We start from the raw sequence: 19,787 nt of genomic DNA, 5'->3' as shown, positions 1-19,787 counted from the left end.
ACGCCAATAATCGCCCAAAGAACTAGGCCATTGATAGGACTAAATAGCATTGACGTTGGGCTAGGCCGCGTGGCAAGATCGCTAGTGATCCTTACGTTTTAGCCAAATCTGTGTCTTGGGGAGTGTTGGTATGCAATTGCGCTCATTGCGGTCGTTGTTGACTGTTGATCGTGCCCGCGTCGGCTCATTATTAAGTGTTTTATTGGTAGGCTTGTTGGCTTGGCTGCTGCCGCAGACCAATGCTCAGCCTGCGTTTGCTGCATCAAGCACCGTTGTGATTAGCCAAGTGTATGGGGGCGGCGGAAATACTGGTGCTACCTATACTCATGATTTTGTTGAGTTATTCAATTTGAGTAACGCGAGTGTTTCAATTAATGGCTGGTCAATCCAATATACATCAGCGACGGGTACTGGTAATTTCAGTACAAATGTTATGGCACTACCAAATGCCTCAATTGCTCCTGGTCAATACTATCTCGTGCGTTTAGGTGGTGGAGCAAATGGTGTTGCATTACCAACCCCTGATGCCCTCGGATCAATCGCAATGTCTGGTACTGGTGGCAAAGTAATTTTGGCGAATGTTGCAACAGGTTTAGCTTGTAATGGCTCTTCTACACCTTGTAATGCTACCCAACAAGGCCAAATTGTCGATCTGGTTGGTTTCGGGAGTGCGAATTACTTCGAGGGGAGTGGGGCAACAGGTGCGCCAAGTAATACAACAAGTGCTATTCGTACCAATCCATGTATTGATGCTGATGATAATGCCACTGAATTTAGCGTGGGTACGCCAAACCCACGTAATACTGCCAGCACTACGTTGAGCTGTTCAGCGGCCACCAATACCCCAACGAACACACCAACGAACACACCGACGAACACACCAACCAATACCCCAACGAACACGCCGACCAATACCCCAACGAACACACCAACGAACACCGCGACCAGCACGCCAATCGTGCTTGGTGGCGATAATAATATTTTGTGGGATCAACTCTATCACAGCGCTAATGCGGTCAATCCCCAACTTGAGCTTGTGCCAAACGAGAGCTACAGCTTTTTGCATAGTGCTAGTGGCACAATCGACGAAACTACGGCTGTGACGATCTCGGCATTGACTGATGCGCTTGATGTGCAAACGGTTAGCCTGCGCTATTGGGATGGAGCAAATTCGACCACCATTCCAATGACGCGAATCAAATCGTTGAGCGCAAGTTTTCGCAGCCAGCCAATCCATAGCTACGATTTGTGGCAGGCCAGCATTCCAGCTCAGCCAATCGGCACAACCATTTTCTATCGGGTAATTGCCCAGGATGGCTCAGCCTCAGCCTATCTGAAGCACAATAATGGCCAATATGTGAATCCGCTTGGTCAACATGTGCGAGGCTTTAATGATGATCCTGATGATTATAGCTACACGGTTTTAGCGGCAAACCCAACTGCTACCCCAACCAATACGCCGACCGATACGGCAACACCAACGGCGACGAACACGCCAACCAATACACCAACCGATACCGCTACGCCAACGGCGACGAACACGCCAACCAATACACCAACCGATACCGCTACGCCAACCAACACGCCAGTTGTTCCAACGGCAACCGATACGGCAACGCCAACGGCGACGAACACGCCAACCAATACGCCGACCGATACGGCAACGCCAACCAACACGCCAGTTGTTCCAACCGCAACCGATACGGCAACGCCAACGGCGACCAATACGCCAACCAATACGCCGACCGATACCGCTACGCCAACGGCGACCAACACGCCAACTAATACGCCAACTGATACCGCTACGCCAACGGCGAGCAACACACCAACCAATACGGCAACGCCAACGCGCACGGCAACCAACACGCCAACTAATACGGTAACGCCAACGCGCACAGCAACGAATACGCCAACCAATACGGCGACATCAACGGCGACGAATACGCCAACCGTTACCAATACGCCAATTGCTCAGCAGTACAACGTGTTCTTACCATGGGCTAGCAAATAGCCCTTGGCAGCAGCTTAAATGTGATGTTTAATCAAGGGGTTGTGTAATGGCGAAGCACAAGAATGAGGCTGGAACGGTGTATAATGCACGTTACACAAGTCGCATGATCCGTGTTTGCTGCCTACTATCCCCAACCATAGCGACAAGCAGCTAGCATCGTGGTTGAATGTTGGTATACTATGGCTAGGTGGGTACATTTCTACCCACCTAGCTTGATCTCAAGGGCAATGCTATGGCGTTCAGCCACCCGCTGAATCGTTGAGAGCAAATGATTAAAATCGATAGGCTTTTCGACATAGGCATCACAACCAACCGCCATACAGCGTTCGCGATCACCAGAGAGGGTATAGGCGGTAATCGCAATCACCGGAATTGAGCGGGTTTGCGGTGAGGCCTTAAGTTGGGCGGTTGCACCCCAACCATGCAATTCGGGCATCGACATATCCATCAGAATTAAGTCGGGCTTTAATTGCAACGCCATCATCAAGCCCTCGATCCCAGTTTTGGCGGTGCTAATTTGAAAACCGCGCCGTTGCAAGCGAGTTGTAAGGATGGTGCGATTGTCTTGGTCGTCATCGACAATTAAAATGTGCATAGCTTGCTCCTGCTGTCAATCGGCACGATTAATTGAAATCGCTACCAATGATTGATACTCTAGTGTTGTTGTATACCATGAAGTCCTAGCTGTAAATAGTTACTTTCGGGGGATATTGCTCACCCGAAAGGTGGTTTTGAGATGGTGTATAGTTAGCCTAACCACAATTCTATGCGTTGCATTCCAATTCGCATCAAAGCCAACGATGGCATAAGGAAGTTCAGCGATGAAAGCAGCCTATCAACAATATGTGCATAAAAGTGTTCGTGGCAAAATTAGCCTTGCTTTATTGGGCATTATGTTGATCGTTGTGCTGGTTTTGTTGATTCCGTTACGCTATATCGTCAATAGCTCAAGCCTTTTTGCTGAACAACAGGAAATGCAAGATCACCTCGAACGGGTGCGGCGAGCAATCGATAGCGAGCTGTCCCAGATCGATGCCTTGGTCTTATCAATGGCAACTTGGGATGAATCGTATGATTTTATCAATCAGCGCACGCCCACCTATATTGAAGAAAATACCAACGACGAAGTATTTGAGCTGTATAATGTGCAAGCGATGCTCTATACCGATCAGAACGGCACAATTGTGTTCGCCAAAACCTATGATCCCCAACAAGGCAAGCCGGTTGCCGTGCCATTTGAGTTTTTTGATATCAACAATTTCTATCCCCAATTACTCAATCATCCCCAACTTGATCAAGGCAAAACGAGTGTGGTACGGGCTGGCACCAAACTATGGCTTTTGGCGGCGCGACCGATTCTCACCAGCGATGCCCAAGGTCCATCGCGTGGCACATTGATTTATGGGCGGATGGTCGATCAAGCGGTGGTTGATCGGATTAATTACCAAACCTTGTTACCAGTTGAGTTGAGTGATTATCGCTTGCTTGCGCCAACGCGGCAGCAGATTGTCAGCGAATTGGCTAATGAGCAGCGCCTGGTTTCGCGAGCTTTCAACGATAATACCCTCGAAGGTTTTGTGGTTTTTCCGTCAATCGACGGTAAACCTTTGTTGGTGGCAACTTTAGCCCTGCCTCGTACAATTTATATTCAAGGTGAACGTACCTTCTGGTTAATCGCTAGTGTGGTGGGGATTGCTGGCTGTTTGGGGTTGTTGAGCCTCTTTTGGGCTTTGCGACGCTTTATTTTCTATCCTCTTGCTTCGATGGTTGGCGATTTGCGCCAGATCGATCCTAGTCAGCCTGATCAACATCAGATTAACTTTGCTAGCCCCGATGAGCTAGGCTTATTGGCTAAAACTGTCAATCAAGCACTTGATTCGTTGGCCATTGCCCAGCGTGAACAACTGGCGGCTGAGGCTAAACGCAGTGCCTTGCAAGCCGAAATGCTGCAAAATCAGCAAAGCCAATTGCAAACCCAAGCGGCTTTGCTCGAACTCCAAGAGCAAAGTTTGGCCGAACAAGCCTTGCCGTTGATTCCGGTTTCGCGTGAGGTTTTAGCAATGCCCTTGATCGGTCAAATCGATCTCAATCGGGCTGAGCGTTTGCAAACCACGATTTTGCATGGAATTGAAACCTATCGTGCTCGCACGGTTATCCTCGATCTGACTGGGATTTCACAGCTTGAACAACGGGCAGCGGTTGCGCTCGGCCAAACGGCCCAAGCAGTGCAATTGCTTGGGGCACGCTTGTTGCTGACTGGAGCAAATCCAGCGATTGCCGAAGAAATTGTCGCTGCCAATATCGATCTTGGTCAAATTGCGATCTATCAAACGCTGGCTGCTGGTATGCAAGCGGCCCTCCGCTAACCCTAAGTTAAATTCCCACTGCCAAAAAGCTGAGAATCAGCTCACACAATTCCGCGCTTGCCGCTGTAGGAGCTGGCTTGGGCGCAGCAACCAACTGCCAATCATAAACGTTGGTTAACCTTAATCCAGCGCCTAGCCCAAGTTACTCAGAATATGCTAAAATGTACAAGCCTGCATAACCCATCTTTCAGAGCGTTGTCGAATGCGGGGGAGTATGCTCCCTCATGCAGGGATTGTATACGCTAGCTTGATCACCCCAAATGGTGGGAACGCATCTTAAAAGTAGGAGTCGATGGTTATGACTGAACTCGTTCGCGCTCAACCGGCATTTAAAGTTGATTTTGTCCCATCACTTGGGTTGGATCTACTTTCGACAATGGGTCTGATTGGAATTGTCCACGATTTTGAGGGTTTGGATGCATGGCTGGTTGAGGCTGCTGCGAGTGTGCCCCCGCGCTTACGCCACGATATTCAGCTGGCAATGCGCATGGGTGTTTATCCTTATGTGGTGGTCGAAACTGTTTCAGGCCAAATTTTACCGCCAGGTGCAACGGGTCACGATGATTTTAATGGCTTGATTGACGATCTCAAGGCGCTTTCGCCGCAAGAATGTGCCGCGATGGTGCATAAAATTGTGCAACGCACCGCCGCTAATGCTGATGTTGAATTATTGCACACACCAGCCGAAATTATTGCCGATCAAGAGCAATTAGAAGAATTATTGGCTAAAATGCAGTTTCCGGTTGATACCGATGAGCTAATTGAATTATTGCAACAACCAACCGAATGGCGCGATTTGTTGGTCTCAACGATTCAGCGTTTTTGGGATCGAATTTATCGTGAGCAATATGAACTGCAACAAGTCCGCCGCGAACGGAATGCCCATTATCATCGGACTCATCAATATAGCGTCAACTTCCGCGATTTATTTGCTGGAGTGACTGGTCGCCGCTTGCCCGACCATATTCATGAACGACTTGGCACGATTAGCACTGTGCGTTTTGTGCCATCGCAATATATTGGGCCATACTTGTCGTTTCTTTTCAATGGATCATTACTTACGGTGTTTTATAATAGCAGCACCACACCAGCTGAAGGTGATGAGCAAACTGAACGCACTCAAAGCCTGTATCAGCCATTAGCAGCGTTGGCCGATAAAACGCGACTGCAAATTATGACGTTGTTGCATGGCCGCGAATTGTATGCCCAAGAAATTGTCAATTTGCTCGATATTCATCAATCGGCGGTTTCGCGCCATTTGAAGCTGATGGAAACCTCAGGTGTGCTGAATGTGCGCCGCGACAAGGGCGCAAAATATTATTCGATCAATCGCCAACGGATTGAAGAAATTTCCGCTCGCCTACGCGAATTTGTCTAAATCGACCAGCCAACGCTCCGCTACAACGGGGCGTTTTGCTTTTAAAGGAGCTTGCAATGTCGCTGCTTGATCAAGTTGATTTATCGTTGGATTTGGGCAAAAAAAGCTATGAGCGCCAACTCACCGATTTGCAATTTAAAATGTTGCGTTTGCAACGCGCCGTGACCCAAATTGGCCATCGCATGGTTTTGGTGTTTGAAGGCTGGGATGCGAGCGGCAAGGGTGGTGCGATCAAACGCCTGACCGAGGCGCTCGATCCACGTGGGTTTGTGGTGCACCCAATTGCTGCACCCACGCCCGAAGAACGCGCCCACAATTATCTTTGGCGTTTTTGGAACCGCCTGCCCCGCGATGGCCAGATTGTTTTATTTGACCGTTCTTGGTATGGCCGCGTGCTAGTAGAGCGGGTTGAAGGCTTTGCTACCATGCGCGAGTGGAGCCAAGCGTACGGTGAAATCAACGATTTTGAACGAATTTTACATAACGATCGTACTTCGGTCTTGAAATTTTTCCTACATATTTCGAGCGACGAGCAAGAAAAGCGTTTTCGTGAGCGCGAAAATGATCCGCTGAAAATCTGGAAATTAACCGAAGAAGATTGGCGCAATCGTGAGAAATGGTCGGAATATGCGATTGCAATTGATGAAATGCTAGCCCGAACATCCAGCGAAAACGCCCCATGGCAAGTGATTGCCGCCAACGACAAACGCTGGGCACGGATTGCGATTCTCAAGGCGGTGGTCGAAATGTTAGTCGCTGATATGCCGTTTGAATTTGACGATGCTAATACCTTGGTGCTCGATCGATCGGGCGCTTATGCCTTGGTTGATGCTGGCAAACTCTCGGCCAAAGCAGTTGAGGCGGTGATTGCCGAAGAAGAAAAAGTGCGAAAGTTGCTCAAAAAGCAGCGCAAAGATCATTAACTATCGAATTTACGCCAAGTTTGCTTCCTCGTGCTCAGCATTTTTTGCCTAAATAGCTGGCTAACCCGTACAATACAGCCCGACACATCAGATTAAGGAAGCTCTACGATGCACAATTTAGCAATTTATGGCTTTGGTGGAGTCGGTCGGGCGGTGTTGGCCCAAGCTTTGCCGCACTTCAACCTTGCCTTGGTGGCTGATCGTTCTGGGTATGTGGCGGGACCATTGAGCAACGAGCGCTGGTTGGCGGTGGCGACAGCCAAAGCCCAAGGCACAGCCCTAGCCAGTTTGCCCGAGGGAAGCAGCGGCGATTGGCGAGCCGCCTTGCCCGCTGGCTGTTTGGTGGCTGATACGACCGCTGAAGCCAATGCTGCCCAGTTGGTTGAATTGGTTGAGCGTGGCATGAGTTTGGCCTTGGCCAATAAAAAACCGTTGTGCGAAGATTTAACGTTGTTTCAAGCCTTGGTTGCTGAGCGCCGCACCCGCTACGAGGCCACAGTTGGGGCTGGCTTGCCAATTGTGGTGACCACCAATTTGCTGCGCGATACTGGCGATCAGGTTCAGCGCATCGAAGGCTGTTTGAGTGGTACACTGGGCTTTTTGCTCTCATCAATCGAACAAGGCCAGCCTTATTCGGCGGCTGTGCGTGAAGCTAAAGCCTTGGGCTGGACAGAACCCGACCCACGTGATGATTTGGGCGGTGTTGATGTTGCCCGTAAAGCTTTGATTTTAGCGCGTACTTTGGGTTATCAATGGAACTTAAGCGATATTACAATTGAGCCATTGTATCCAGCTGCGTTTGCTGATTTGAGCATTGTTGAATTTATGGTGCAACTTGAGCAACTTGATGCTGGCTATGCTCAACGCCAAGCCGAAGCTGTTGCCCAAGGCCAAACCCTGCGCTATGTGGCGGCGATTACGCCTGATGGGGCGCGAGTTGGCTTGCAAGCAGTCGCCAAAGATAGCCCGCTTGGCTCGCTCAAAGGGCCAGATAATATGGTGGCTTGGACAACCAACCGTTACCAAGAGCGCCCGTTGGTGGTGCGCGGGCCTGGTGCAGGAGTCGAGGTGACCGCCTCAGCAGTCTTGTTTGATCTTTTGGCCCTTCGTTAAACAAAAACCGTGGTCAATGACGACCACGGCTCAAACCCTCTTGATAACTGTGAACTATTGACCTGCCATATCGCGCCGTTGGAACAAGAGAATCCCCAACATAATTGAGCCAAAGATATAGGCTGCTACCACCATCAAGCTGGTGCTTAATGAAATATGTGTGCCAAAAACTCGATCGACCCCTTCAAACATTAATTTTTGTTCATCGCCCGTGTACAACCAATTGGCTTCAAGATTGCTAATATGGGCATTTGGTAAGATTTTGGCTGCCAAGGTTGAAAAGCTCATGGCCAGGTTGAAAATCGTATTACCAACGATCCCAAAGACTATCCCCATAATCGTCGAGCGGCCTGCCATAGTTACCAACAAGGTAATTGATGAAAAGACCACTAATTGCAATAAGACTGGAATCAACGATTTTAGCAAGGTACCCAGCGAAAAGCTATCAAAATCAAATAGTGTTCCACCTAAGATTGCTGTGCCAATCAAGCCCATCAGTTGCCCGAAAATCAGCGAAATGATGATCAGACAGATCATAAATAACAAGCAGATGGCAATTTTAACAATGATGAAATCGCTGCGACGAGCACGGCGTGGCAAGAGCACTTTCCAGGTATCACGGCTATACTCTGAGCCGATGCTATTGCCCATAAACACCACAGCCAGCATTGAACCAATTGCACTCAAAATAATCGAAGGGAAGAGAAACCCATTTGGAAACATCATCGCGAATTGGGCTGCTGTCCACCCTATATCATCTTTGCCGTTGTACAAGGCAATCCCAGTTTGCGCCACAAAGGTGATCAAAATAATCGCCAAAGTGATTAGCAATAGCCCAATATTGGCTGGGCGTTTATAGGTTTTTGTCCATTCAGCTCGAAATAAATTCCACATTAGCGACCTCCTACCACAACTTCAGCCAAGGGTTGTTGGGCTGACGCGCCGCCAGTCCCAGTAATTTCTAAGAACAACGATTCGAGCGAGCGCTGGCGCACCACCACCTGAAATACATCAACATCAGCCTGTACCAATTTGCGCATGACATTTGGCACATCTTGCGGCTCCGCATTGATGTTAATCCAGTGTTGGTCGAAGCTATGAGCTTTTAATTGTGGTAGTTCTTGTAAAATCGCCATGGCTCGTTCAAATGGCGCGGCTTCGATCGCATAGCCTGGGCCGCCTTCGGTTGCCAGCAAGTCGCGTACCCGCCCTTGTTTGATCGTCACGCCCTTTTGGATGATCGCCACATCCGAGCAAACTTGTTCAACTTCGTAGAGCAAGTGGCTTGAAAGGAAGACTGTGCGACCTTCTTGACCCATACGCAAAATTAAGTTACGCATTTCGACCGTGCCAGCCGGATCAAGCCCGTTGGTCGGCTCATCAAGAAACACGATTTTGGGGTCGTTGAGCAAGGTTGCGGCAACCCCAAGCCGTTGCTTCATACCCAATGAATAGGTTTTAACTTTATCTTTTTCACGGCCACGCAAGCCTACAAACTCAATTAATTCATCATAGCGTGCTTGCGGTAAATCTTGGCCGCCTGATCGTGCTAGAACGCGTAAATTTTCTAAGCCCGACATATAGGTATAAAATGCTGGCGATTCGACAATTGCTCCAACGTAAGGTGCAATATGTTTGCGAGCATGCAAAATATCGTGGCCAAAAATGGTTGCTTTGCCTGCGGTTGGTCGAATAAGCCCCAATAACATGCGGATTGTGGTGGTTTTACCTGCACCATTTGGGCCTAAAAAACCATAAATCGTGCCTTCAGGAATATGTAAACTTAAATTATTAACTGCGGGGATATTTTTATAGACTTTCGTCAATCCTTCAGCAGTAATTGCGATTCCACTCATACAATGCTCCTAATCTAGCTGCGGTGTTGATACAACGTTAACAATCGCTGAATTGTTGCAAGTATTTATTATTTTTGTTCGTCATCAAGCGGCACTAAGCGTTCACGTAAGGCCATAATTGCTGCTTGAGTTCGATCTTGCAGGTGTAATTTAGATAAAATATTGCTGACATGGGTTTTGACCGTGCGCTCACCGATCACCAAATGTTCGGCAATTTCGGCGTTGCTCATGCCCCGGGCAATGCACGTCAATACTTCGCGCTCGCGCTCGGTCAGGGTGTCCAAGGGCGAGCGGCGTGAGCTGGTAAGTTCAGTCATCAAGCGTGAAGCAACCATTGGATGTAAGGTGGCCTCGCCCCGTCGCGCTGCCCGAATTGCTGCCACCAAGGCATCAGGCCCAACATCTTTGAGCAAATATGAGAGTGCTCCGGCCTTGATCGCTGGAAAAATGCGCTCATCTTCGCTATACGATGTCAGTACGATCACTTGGGTATGTGGCGAAGCTCCGCGCACCTGGCGCGTCGCTTCAACCCCATCGATTCCAGGCATCAGCAAATCCATGAGTACTACATCGGGCAAGACTTGGCTCACAACCTGCACGCCTTCTTCTCCCGAAGCGGCCTCGCCCACAATCTCGATATCTGGCTGGGTATCCAAGAAGGCACGTAAACCTACCCGTACCACGACATGATCATCAACTAAAACAACTCGGATCTGCTCTTGCATGGTGCTTTCCTTCTTGGCTATCAACGTGGCTCGACTAGTAGCCCAGTTTGGGTTCGTGGTACAACGATGCGTAGGCTTGTGCCTTGGCCTGGTGCAGCAGTTAATGCAACTGTGCCGCCAACCGCTTTGGCCCGTTCTTGAATGCTAATCAAGCCTAGCGAGTGCGAATTGCGTGGTTTATCTTGATCAAAGCCACGGCCACGATCACGCACCTCTAATGTGGTGCAATGGGCTTCATATTCAAGGCTTACGCTGGCGCTGTTCACGCCGCTATGCTTGGTAACATTGGCCAAGGCTTCTTGACAAATCCGATAGAGCGCCTGCTCGTGATCTAAGGGAATGCGTCGTTCGCCGTTGGTATTTAGTTCAATCTGCAAGCCTTGGCGACGCGCTGCCTCTTCGGTAAGTTGACGTAACGCTGGTACTAAACCTTGATCACCGAGCGCAGCAGGTCGGAGTGCGAAGATCAAGCCACGGGTTTCGTGCAAGGCGCGTTGGGCCATTTGGCTGAGTTGTTCAACTTGGCTACGCGCTTTGTCGGGCTGGGCTGGCAATAAATTACGCGCAGCCGCCGCCAACATCGTGACGCTAAATAACTCTTGGCTAACGCTATCGTGCAAATCGCGAGCCAACCGATTACGCTCCTCAACGATTGCCAATTGGCCTGCTTGCTCAACTAAGGCAGCATTGCGATCGGCTAGTTGACGTAACATTTTGACATTTGATTCAAGCTGTTGGGCCATGCTGTCGAAGCGCCGCGCCAAATGCCCAATTTCGTCGATCGCTCCATCGTTGACCCGCACGCTCAAATCGCCAGCAGCCAAACTATCGGTAGCTTGGGTGAGATGCACCAAACGGCGCACAAAATTACGGGCCACAAACCAGCCATAGACCATGCCAATTAAGGCATTGGCGATAATCGAAATAATTGAACTGGCAATAAAAATAACAAACATCAACAATGCAACAATCACTTGATTTTGGCTGAGTGGCCGCGAACGTACATACAGTGCCCCGATCACTTGGTTGGCTTGATCGCGAACTGGCGTGGCAATCACTAAATAATTCTCATACCTCCAAGTTAATTGATCGATATCGTTGCTGCCTGCCAGTGCTGCCTGCACAACCCGTCGATCATTGCCCACTATCGCATCATTCCATGGCTGGCCCGCCGGAGTACGGCTGGGAAAGGTTCCGCCGAGCACATTGCCTTGGGCATCAAGCAACAAGAGGTGATAGCTCTCGCTAAACACATTGGTCGCTTCAGGCAAAAATACCTCAGCTGGCATCAAAATAATTTCCTGCGAAAGATCGCTGGGAGAATTATTAATCGTATTACTAATCGCCAATTCAAGGTTATTTTGCAGAAATTGGCCGCGCAACGAACCAAAGCGATAGCGCAACAACTGCTGGATTGTGCGCTGATCGGTTGGCTCTTGCAAAACCTCGCTGAACTCGGCGGCATGATTTTGGGCTGCGCTAAGCAAGGCGGGAGCATTGAGCGGTGGCGCAGCGCCCATCACTAAACCAAACGCCAAACCATTAATCAATAAGGTCAACGCTACGCTGATCCACACATACGACCATGTAAGTTTCCAGCGTAGCGTGCCAAAGCGCTGGCCAAAGCGTTGAACGAGGGTTAATTTACGATGCTGCTGCACTCGCTGCCTCTTGTCGCCAAATGCTGATTGCAATCATCAAACAGCCAAGTTGAAAATCATAGGGCTGTTGGCTGTTGAAGCTAGCGGTCATGGTGCGTTGCCAAAAGCCTTCAGCTTTAACTTCGCCAATGATGACCCCATTGAGATACACCTGATAGCCACTTTTCCAGATTGAAGGCCGCTCGAAGCGTAAGGGTTGGTTGGCATAATGGCCTTCAAGCGTGGTTTTCCAGATACTCACGCGGGCAACTCGCATAATTTCTTGACCATTGGCGCTCATAACAAGTGGGTAGCCCTTGCCTTTGGCTCGGCTGAGGGTGTAATTTGTGTGCTCAATTTGCCATTGCGCACTATTACGCCAACCTTTAAATTCAACGGTAATTTGGTTGGCATAGGCGCTACGAATTTCAAGTTTTCGGCCAGTCCAACTACTATACTGAGCTTGAAGCATGGTATCCTCCAACGACTACAAAGCTTGAATCCTACTATAAACGAGGCTGTTGGATTATACATCCGAATCTGGGGCCAATCGGAACTGTAAAATTTGCAACCGAGCCTCGTCCTTAAGTACGAGCATTGGCATGGGCGGGTTGCTATATTAGCGTTGAGTTAACACCGCGAGCAACCGTGGTTTTACAACGTATGGTGCAATTCGCCTAGCCAAAGTTTGGGTATAATGCGCAGGAATAACTACACCATGGAGTCAACCTATGGCCTATTATGTTGAAGAGCGCCCAGGTGGGCCAGCGCTAGCACCTCGTCGCCCCACAATTAATGAATTTTTTCTCTCGACCTATCAAGTTGGTCCATATGTGGGCTGCGAGTTTGGGTGTGCCTATTGCGATGGCTGGTCGTTCAGTCAGCGGCCATTTAACGAGGTTATCCGCGCTAATGTTGATTTGCCTGATCGCTTTGCCGAGCAACTGAGCGTGGTTTCGCGCGGCGATCTGATTGCCTTCAGCCTTGGCGATGCCTATCAACCTGCCGAAAAAACCTATCGCCTAACCCGCCAGATGCTCCAGGCTTGCCAAGTTGCCAAGCAACCAGTGTTAATTTTGACCAAAAGCTTGGCAGTGATGGATGATTTGAGCTTGCTGCAACGCATGAATGAGCAGGGCTTGGCGATTGTGGTGATGAGCATTCCGACGATTGATCCCTTGCTCTCGGAAAAATTAGAGGGCAAAGTTGCCCCACCCTCAGCTCGTTTGGAAGCCTTGAATACCCTCAAACGTGCAGGCATTCCAACTGGCGTGGCGATGTTGCCAGTCATTCCGTATCTGACCGACACTGATCGCCAATTGCCTTTGACCTTGAATGCGATCGCCAATGTTCAGCCAGATTTTGTGGTTTGGGAATATCTGTGGCAGCCGAATGAACGCCATCGCCAACGAATCACCGATTTGCTTTCACGCTTAGGCAATTATCCAGCCTCGTATTATCGTGAATTGTATGGCAAGGATATGCAGCCCAGCCTAGAGTATCGCCGCGAGATGCATCGCGATATTTTGGGACGTTTTGAAGAGCTGAATCTTAACCCGCGAGCACCATTGGAGTTGTATCGCGAGCATTTGGCTCCCAATAATGTGGCCGCTTTGATGCTCAAACATCAAGCCTTTATCGACCAAATCAAGGGCCGCGAACTATTGGCCAGCCGTCACTCGAATTTGGCCGAAGCGGTGTTCAATGGTAAAGCCGATGAGCCAGCTTTAGCGGTTAGCCCATTGTGGCCGATGTTGCGCGAAGTGCTGAATATTAGTGATACCCGCGCCCGACTCGACCAAATTCTTGAAAAAGTGCGTAGCCCTGATACCCCTAACGATCCCAGTAACGAGTGACCCAAGCAATGGCTAGCGGTACGCATGAGGTGAAGAAAAAACCGCCTCTAGAAGCTTAAAAATACTACTCGACAAAGCTACGAACTCAGGTAGTATGTAGCTCTGAGTTCCTAATGCCAAAATCTGCCCTGACCGCAGGTTTCGGCTGATTCACGTAGGTGTCATGAGTGTTCAAACGCCCAACGTCCGATTGCCCGATTCGGCTGCCCAAGCGGCCATGTTGCCAACCGAATGGTTATTAATCGGCTTAGTTTGCGGGCTGGGAATCTGGTTGTGCTGGCGTTGGCAGCGCCGCCGCACCGCTCAGCGCATTAGCACCCAATTAGGCTTGTGGCACTGGCCGCAAAGTCAACAAACAGTGATTATCGATCAGCAGGCGACGATTATTGCAATCAGCCCGCTGCTGAATCAACAGCTTGGCTACCCGGCCCTTGACCTCAACGGTCAATCATTCAAGCACCTCCTACATCCTGATTCATTCAACCATTTTGAACAACTGCTGCATACCCAAACTGCCCAAATTCACTGGCAAATGTTACGCTGTCGCCATGCTGATGGCTCGTGGCGTGAGCTGGAGTTTTGTCGGCATCAAGTTGGCCGCTATTGGCTACTCAACTGCCGTGAAACTGAGCCTGTTGCAACGGCGCAACGGACACCACCAGCCTGCGATTGGCTGACGGGCTTGCCCAATCGCCATAGCTTGGTTATTCAACTCCAACGCCTGATCGCCCAGCGCCAACTCGATCAACAACACTTTGCTGTCTTGTTTGTTGAAGTTGATCGATTTAGTGCGATTAACGATGCCTTGGGCTACGATGTTGGCGATCAAGTGCTGCAAACGATAGCCCAACGTCTTCAAGCGACGCTTGGCCCCAATGATTTAGCTGCCCGTTTAGGTGGCGATGAATTTGTGGTTGTGCTTGGTCATGTGCACCATGCTCAGCAAGCGCTTGAGCATGCCCAACGAATTCAAGAGCAATTTAGCCAGCCAATTGTGCTACACGATAAGCCAATTTATACCACCCTCGGTATTGGTGTGACCTTGGGCGATGGTCAAGCCCAGGCCGAAACCTTGCTGCGTGAGGCCGATACCGCTATGTATCAGGCCAAAACCAATGGCATTAGCCAAATCTTTTTGTTTGATCGAGCGTTGCATGCGGCACTGGCTGAGCGTTGGCAACTGGAAATTGATTTGCGCGGAGCCTTAGAGCGCCACGAATTAATTTTGCATTATCAGCCAATTACGGCTTTACCAACCGGCCAGATGGTTGGGGTTGAGGCTTTGTTGCGCTGGCATCACCCGCAGCGCGGCATGATCCTGCCCAACGAGTTTATTCATTTGGCCGAGGAAAGTGGCTTAATTGTGCCAATTGGTTTTTGGGCTTTAGAAACTGCCTGTCAGCAATTTTTGGCTTGGCAAGCAGACCATTCGCGGCCCCGCTTACAAGTGCTTTCGGTCAATCTCTCGGCGCGTCAATTGGCCAGCCCAGCTTTAGTTCAAACCTTGGGCGATATTATTCAGCGCACCGGCATCAATCCGGCTCAGTTGGAGCTAGAAATTACCGAAAGTATGGTAATTCATGGCGTTGAATTGGCGCGGGCACAGTTGGGCGCAATTAAAAATTTGGGGGTAAAGCTGGCGATTGATGATTTTGGCACAGGCTATTCATCATTAAGCTATTTGCACCACTTCCCCTTGGATACGCTCAAAGTTGATCGCTCATTCGTCAATGCTATGAGCGATGGCAGCCGCAACGTCGAAATTGTGCGGGCAATTATTATGCTCTCGCAGCAATTGGCCATGAATGTGATTGCTGAGGGCATCGAAACAATTGAAGAAGCGGCCACCTTGCGCGATTTGGGCTGTGATTATGGTCAGGGCTACCATTTCAGCCGCCCCATGACTGCGCCCGATATTACCTCGTGGCTGCATAGCCAACCCTTGAGCCTCTAAAAACCAAATGCCCTGTTGCATTGGCACACGCAACAGGGCATTTTTGTGGGTTTTGAACCTCGATTTACGACATTGCGAACAAACGATCGCCTGGCAAGCGCAAAATCCCTACTACAACCAAAACCAAAACCGCCAGTGTGCCCAAAGCCATCCAGGTATAGCGGGTTGCTGGAACTTTGCCACGTTTAACTTTGACACTGACCACATGGGCCAAGCCCAAGGCCAGTACCATCATGGTTGGGTGCTCAAAGCGCACTTGAGCTGGGTTGAGTTGGCTCCACGATTCGCGGGCTACATACAAGGCTAAGCCACCAAGCAATTGAATATCGATCGCAATTGTGGTGTAGAGCATAATTTTGCGGGCGAGATCGTTCCATGGTTGTTTGGTGAGCCAACCCCACAAACCATAGCCGATGGCAACCAAGACCGCCAACATAACAATCCAACGCCAACCTGAGTGAGCGCTCAGCAGAAACGTTTGCATGAGTCGGTGTTCCTCCAAAACAAAATTCAATCGAAAGCACTGGGCTGAATGCTATCATAGCATAGCCTAGGCTCGTCAAGTGTTCAAGCATTGCCATTTGTGAACGCAAAAAACCGCCCTTAGTGCTTGACACCAAGGGCGGTTGAATTGAGTAAATTAGATTTTGTTGTTGCGGATCAACCAAACACCAGCGACGACCAAACCAACTGGAATCAGCACTGGAGCGATTTCGACCAAGATGCTGCTCAGGAACAAGGCACCACCGATGACCAAGGCGCTCTTGAGCCACAAGTTGCGGCGAGCTTTGATCACATCTGGGCTAACCGTGGCAACTGGGGTTGCGAGGTTGCTCACGGGAATGCTTTGGCCGATTGGTTGGCCGGTCACTGGATCAAAGCGATATGGTTCGGCTTTGATGGCTTGGCCAGTCATTGGGTCGAAGCGAGCATTGACGCTTGGTTGTACGCCGACGCTTTGGGCCACTTGATAGCTAACTGGTTGTTGGACGGCTTGAGTTGTTTGAGCCAAGTAGCTGACTGCGCCGCGTGGCATAATGAACCACAACAATGGGTACAGTAAAATACTAATCCCCGTCATCACCAAGAATACAAAGGCTAAGCGAACCCAGATTGAATCGATAGCTAAGTATTCGGCAATCCCACCACAAACGCCAGCAAAACGGCGGTCGGTAGCGCTGCGGGTCAAACGGTTAGAAACTTGGGTTGTCATTGTCTAGCTCCTTCAAAAGCAATTGATTGATTATCTGGTAGCTAGGACGCTAGGCCATTTTGAATTGTTGCAGTGAGAATCAACATGATTTTGATCCACGAAGGAAACGAAGTGACACGAAGTTTGGCTATCGGCTTTTGGCTATCGGCTATGGGTTTCTGATTTTGATCCACGAAGGACACGCAGGATGTAGGGTTCAGTTGTCAGGGACTAGGGCTTAGGTTTTGATTCCTGACCCCCAACAACCAAATCCCACATACTTATGTTCTATGTTCTTCGCTCTATGTTCTTTTACTCAATTACCAAAACTCCACCACTATCGCTCATTTGCGAGCCGCCTTGGCTGATGCTGACATTGTTGCCGTTACGCTGGATTGTATAGCCAGTGTTTGGTTGCAAACCAGTGATTAATTGCAGGTTGGCAGTATTCGCAGTGCTATATTCGATTGTGGCAAAGGCCTGATCAAGATTAATTGGGAAGAGCACCACCTGCGAGCCAATTTGGGCTCCAGCATAATTGCCAGAACTGGCTTGAATTAAGCTGACATTGGCTGGCGTGACTCCACTGTTGGCGGCTTGTAATATCTGCAAAAAGCGTACATCCTGTGGGTTGCCAGGAGCATCAATTCGCAACCGCACTTTCATCGGGTCGTCGCTGGCCGCAGTATTTTCCGCTTGTTGGTCGGCTATGTTGACGGCGGTTAATGTCGCACCTGCTGGCAATAAACTGGTTACATTCAACGTCTGTCCACCAGCAGTCGTCATCGTGGCGCGATTACCATTAATCGTCGCTGGTGTGGGTAATTGTAACCACCAGCGTTTGAAGCGGTTAGCGGTTTGTGATGTGCCGCGATCATAGGTGACGATTGTGTCGGGCTTGAGCCAGACAATCGAACGACTCGCGTGGCTAATATCGGTCGTCGCCTCGTTTTCGCTATTGTAGAGGTTGGTTGCATCGCCCAAAGCATAGGTAAAACGGCTATCAAGGCTATGCGCGACTAAGGTTGGATCGCCAGTAGGCACTAAATTCCATTGTGAGCCACGTTGCCATAGATCGATCCGCCAATCGGATGGATCGCGATCAGGCTGATCGTTTTCGAGCGCGATCAGGTTGCGAAACTCTGAGCTGGCGATACCCTCGGCGATATCAGCGTAGCCAGTGCGAGCTTTGGTTAGCCATTCGCCGTTGCGAAACCACTCAAAATGATTGCCATCAGCCTGTTGATGGTCAATAAAATTCCAACTTAGGCTGAAATTGAACCAACCTGTATCATCGGCCCAACTGGTGCGCGAGAAAATTTTGTGCATACCTTCAGCGTAGAAATCCAGCGGTAGGCTTGGGCGTGGGTCGCTCGCCACAGCAGCCGTCGGATCAAACAGCATAAAATAGATAATTGCATCGCGAAAATCGTTAGGGTTGCCAACCCGTTCGATCAAGCCCTCAGCCCCACCTGGCGGGGTGACGGTTTCGATCCAGCGCACTTTGGCCAAACGGGCAGCATTACCAGTCCGTTGATCGTAAATCCCCAATGAACCAAAAGCGTTGATAAAATCGACCAAGTGATAGCTCTGGGCATCGCCATACCATGCTGGCTGATAAACCAAACCATGGTTAGGATCTTCGGTGGGATTGGAACTCAACGAGTGTAAATAGCTGGTAACAAAATCATCCCAAAATGGATTTTCGGTGAGTTTGCAGTGCGTGCCACAGCTATCTTTGCCTGCGGTTTGCAAAGCTAACAAAAATTGAATCGCATAGCTGGCGGTTTGTGGGCTATACTCAAAGCCTTCAGGCAACAGGCCACCCTTGCTATCGGTGCGGGTCAGATGATCAAAAATATAGAGCCAAGCACCTGTGGCGTTGTTCAAATAATCGCGCAGTTGGTTATTGGCATCATCATTGGCATCAAATGCTAGCGCCATCATGCCCAAATTGCGCATATGGGCCACAAAATAGTTGTTGCCCGACCAACGAACTTGAGCCGTATCGGCAATTAAGCTTGGATCGTTGATCACGCCAACTGGCTCAGGATGATGATAGGCGCGTTGGACAATTTCATCTGACCAGCGTAAAAAGACCCCGCGAATCGCCGCTTTATCGCTTGCACTCAAGACTGGATAAATCCAATCGACGACTAAGGGAAAGGCCTCGCCATGCCAGCGGGCACGGTTTGAATCCTCGGTGAAAAAGCGTGGGCTACGAAATGGTGGGTAGCCTGTCGATTGAGTTTCAGGGCACAGATAATCATCATTTTCAGCTGGGCCTTGGGCCGCAATATTAATGATGTACATCAACAGGGTTCGTGCTCGTTGCGCATAATCGGCACGAGCCGCCTCATTGGGATCAATCAACGACATAAATGCGAAGAGTTCAGCATACATTTCAGTTGGAAACTCTTCGTATTCGGTGCTACCACAATCGCGGGTTGGCACATCGCCAGCATCCATGGTGATTTTGGCCTCTTCAGCCACCAACTTCAAGCCATCGCGATACATTGGGTTGGTATCACTGGCCCACGCTCGCAGTCGCGGTAAATCGGCTTGAGTTAGCCACAAACGTGGGTGAGCATTCGGATCTCCAGTCATGATCACTGGCAAACTGGTTTTGGTTGAATCGGGCGGCAAATTGGTGGCCTCGCCGCTCACACTGGTTGCGGCAGGGTTCGTGGGCGCTGGAGCAGCCACCCCACAGCCGACCAGAATCATCAGCAAGATCAACATTGAAATACGTCGCATAGGTTCCTCCACAATC

16 protein-coding genes are annotated in these 19,787 nt (G+C 49.7%); 7 read left to right on the top strand and 9 right to left on the bottom strand.

From position 1 onward, the window contains the following. Nucleotides 1-130: 130 nt before the first annotated feature. Entirely contained in the window at nucleotides 131-2,011 is a 1,881-nt protein-coding gene (locus LCH85_04170; protein MCA0351170.1) for a lamin tail domain-containing protein, read from the top strand. A 199-nt stretch (nucleotides 2,012-2,210) separates the two neighbouring features. Here LCH85_04170 and LCH85_04165 read toward each other — a convergent pair whose 3' ends face one another. Further along, nucleotides 2,211-2,606 (bottom strand): response regulator, encoded by a 396-nt coding sequence (locus LCH85_04165; GenBank protein ID MCA0351169.1) that lies wholly within the window; start codon nucleotides 2,604-2,606, stop codon nucleotides 2,211-2,213. Nucleotides 2,607-2,832: 226 nt separating this feature from the next. On the opposite strand from LCH85_04165, the gene LCH85_04160 reads away from it, so the two are divergent. From LCH85_04160 to LCH85_04145, 4 genes are all read left to right on the top strand, one after another. Continuing rightward, nucleotides 2,833-4,377, top strand: coding sequence for an STAS domain-containing protein (locus tag LCH85_04160; GenBank protein MCA0351168.1), 1,545 nt, complete (start codon nucleotides 2,833-2,835; stop codon nucleotides 4,375-4,377). Nucleotides 4,378-4,675: 298 nt separating this feature from the next. Beyond that, complete coding sequence (locus LCH85_04155) at nucleotides 4,676-5,755, top strand: metalloregulator ArsR/SmtB family transcription factor (GenBank protein ID MCA0351167.1); 1,080 nt, start codon at nucleotides 4,676-4,678, stop codon at nucleotides 5,753-5,755. A 56-nt stretch (nucleotides 5,756-5,811) separates the two neighbouring features. Next, on the top strand, nucleotides 5,812-6,678 hold the full coding sequence (locus LCH85_04150; protein MCA0351166.1) for a polyphosphate kinase: 867 nt from the start codon (nucleotides 5,812-5,814) through the stop codon (nucleotides 6,676-6,678). A gap of 108 nt (nucleotides 6,679-6,786) precedes the next feature. Continuing rightward, entirely contained in the window at nucleotides 6,787-7,791 is a 1,005-nt protein-coding gene (locus tag LCH85_04145; protein ID MCA0351165.1) for a homoserine dehydrogenase, read from the top strand. A gap of 54 nt (nucleotides 7,792-7,845) precedes the next feature. Here LCH85_04145 and LCH85_04140 read toward each other — a convergent pair whose 3' ends face one another. The 5 genes from LCH85_04140 to LCH85_04120 form a co-directional block, all read right to left on the bottom strand. Beyond that, nucleotides 7,846-8,685, bottom strand: coding sequence for an ABC transporter permease (locus tag LCH85_04140; protein MCA0351164.1), 840 nt, complete (start codon nucleotides 8,683-8,685; stop codon nucleotides 7,846-7,848). Then, nucleotides 8,685-9,647 carry an ABC transporter ATP-binding protein gene (locus LCH85_04135; protein ID MCA0351163.1) on the bottom strand — a complete coding sequence of 321 codons (963 nt, stop codon included), beginning with the start codon at nucleotides 9,645-9,647 and terminating at the stop codon, nucleotides 8,685-8,687. The genes LCH85_04140 and LCH85_04135 overlap by 1 nt, the downstream gene beginning before the upstream one ends. 68 nt (nucleotides 9,648-9,715) lie before the next feature. After that, a complete protein-coding gene (locus LCH85_04130; protein MCA0351162.1) occupies nucleotides 9,716-10,372 on the bottom strand; it encodes a response regulator transcription factor in 657 nt (218 codons plus the stop codon). A 20-nt stretch (nucleotides 10,373-10,392) separates the two neighbouring features. Further along, a complete protein-coding gene (locus LCH85_04125; protein ID MCA0351161.1) occupies nucleotides 10,393-12,033 on the bottom strand; it encodes a histidine kinase in 1,641 nt (546 codons plus the stop codon). Beyond that, nucleotides 12,017-12,484: a hypothetical protein gene (locus LCH85_04120; GenBank protein ID MCA0351160.1), complete on the bottom strand. Its 468-nt coding sequence runs from the start codon at nucleotides 12,482-12,484 to the stop codon at nucleotides 12,017-12,019. The genes LCH85_04125 and LCH85_04120 overlap by 17 nt, the downstream gene beginning before the upstream one ends. Nucleotides 12,485-12,743: 259 nt before the next feature. Between LCH85_04120 and LCH85_04115 the strand changes: the two genes are divergently transcribed. Then, nucleotides 12,744-13,868, top strand: coding sequence for a radical SAM protein (locus tag LCH85_04115; GenBank protein ID MCA0351159.1), 1,125 nt, complete (start codon nucleotides 12,744-12,746; stop codon nucleotides 13,866-13,868). Between the two features lie 163 nt (nucleotides 13,869-14,031). After that, a complete protein-coding gene (locus tag LCH85_04110) occupies nucleotides 14,032-15,822 on the top strand; it encodes an EAL domain-containing protein (protein MCA0351158.1) in 1,791 nt (596 codons plus the stop codon). 64 nt (nucleotides 15,823-15,886) lie between these two features. Here the strand turns inward: LCH85_04110 and LCH85_04105 are convergent, their stop codons facing one another. The 3 genes from LCH85_04105 to LCH85_04095 form a co-directional block, all read right to left on the bottom strand. Beyond that, a complete protein-coding gene (locus LCH85_04105; GenBank protein MCA0351157.1) occupies nucleotides 15,887-16,306 on the bottom strand; it encodes a hypothetical protein in 420 nt (139 codons plus the stop codon). A 156-nt stretch (nucleotides 16,307-16,462) separates the two neighbouring features. Further along, a complete protein-coding gene (locus LCH85_04100) occupies nucleotides 16,463-17,035 on the bottom strand; it encodes a PspC domain-containing protein (protein ID MCA0351156.1) in 573 nt (190 codons plus the stop codon). A gap of 291 nt (nucleotides 17,036-17,326) precedes the next feature. Then, nucleotides 17,327-19,771, bottom strand: coding sequence for a hypothetical protein (locus LCH85_04095; GenBank protein ID MCA0351155.1), 2,445 nt, complete (start codon nucleotides 19,769-19,771; stop codon nucleotides 17,327-17,329). Between the last annotated feature and the right edge of the window lie 16 nt (nucleotides 19,772-19,787).

The organism is Chloroflexota bacterium (assembly GCA_020161265.1).
Classification (GTDB): domain Bacteria; phylum Chloroflexota; class Chloroflexia; order Chloroflexales; family Herpetosiphonaceae; genus Herpetosiphon.
The sequence above is the reverse complement of the archived record's forward strand: the minus strand, read 5'-3'. Positions and strand labels throughout refer to the sequence as shown.